Origin of the sequence: Azospirillum endophyticum, from assembly GCF_016595245.1 — a bacterium.
GTDB classification, from domain to species: domain Bacteria; phylum Pseudomonadota; class Alphaproteobacteria; order Azospirillales; family Azospirillaceae; genus Azospirillum; species Azospirillum endophyticum.
In genome coordinates this window covers 1-859 of the sequence record NZ_JAENHM010000005.1, presented here as the reverse complement: position 1 = coordinate 859, position 859 = coordinate 1, and the positions used below count along the sequence as shown (strand labels likewise).

The 859-nt window shown below is 75.1% G+C and carries 1 protein-coding gene and 1 pseudogene; both read right to left on the bottom strand.

Going from position 1 to position 859, the window contains the following annotated elements:
- Positions 1 to 277: condensation domain-containing protein (locus JHL17_RS37940; RefSeq protein WP_425599574.1), on the bottom strand; the 277-nt coding region annotated here is incomplete at its 3' end.
- Positions 278 to 407: 130 nt separating this feature from the next.
- Positions 408 to 797, bottom strand: a pseudogene (locus JHL17_RS37935) (condensation domain-containing protein); the annotation flags it as partial.
- Positions 798 to 859 lie beyond the last annotated feature (62 nt).

Below are 859 nucleotides of genomic sequence, written 5' to 3'. Positions count from 1 at the left end.
CGCCGGGGCGCAGATGCACCGGATAGGCGGTGGTGAACCAGCCGACGCTGCGGCTGAGGTCCATTCCGGCTCCGGCCCCGGCAACCAGCTCCTCGCGGCCATGCCCCTCCAGCTGGACCAGCGCCGACGCCGCGCCGCTCCAGCGGCACAGCACCCGCGCCAGCCCCGTCAGCAGCAGGTCGTTCACCCGCGTCCGATAGGCCGCCGGCGCCGACGACAGCAGGCGCTTCGTCCAGCCCGCATCCAGCCGCGTCCGCGCAACCGCCGACCGCGCCACCGTCAGCGCCTCGGGGGAAACCGGCTNCCGACCGCGCCACCGTCAGCGCCTCGGGGGAAACCGGCTCCACCACGCCGGGCAGCCCGACTGGCGCCCCGGTCAGGCTGTCGCGCCACCAGGACAGCTCTGCCTTCAACGCAGCGCTCTCCGCATGGCGGTGCAGGGCCTCGCCCCAGGATTGGAAGGACGCGGTCTTGGCCGGCAAGACCACCGGCTCGCCCCGTTCCAGTTGGCTGCAGGCCAGCTGCAGGTCCTCCAGCAGGACCCGCCACGACACCCCGTCCACCACCAGATGGTGGATCGCCAGCAGCAGGCGCTGGCCGCCATCATCGTCCGCGCGCTCCACCAGCAGGGCGCGCAGCAGCGGGCCCTGCCCGAGGTCCAGGCTGCGCTGCGCCTCCTCGCACAGCCGCTCCTGCGCCGCTGCATCGGCGGCGGAGCGGTGCCACAGCAGCGGCGGCACCGCCTCGGGCGCCAGATGCCGCGCCGTGCCGTCGCTGCCGTCGGCGGCGAAGACCAGGCGCAGGGCGTCGTGATGGGCGGCCAGGGCCGCCAGCGCCCGCTCCAGCAGGGCCGGATCGA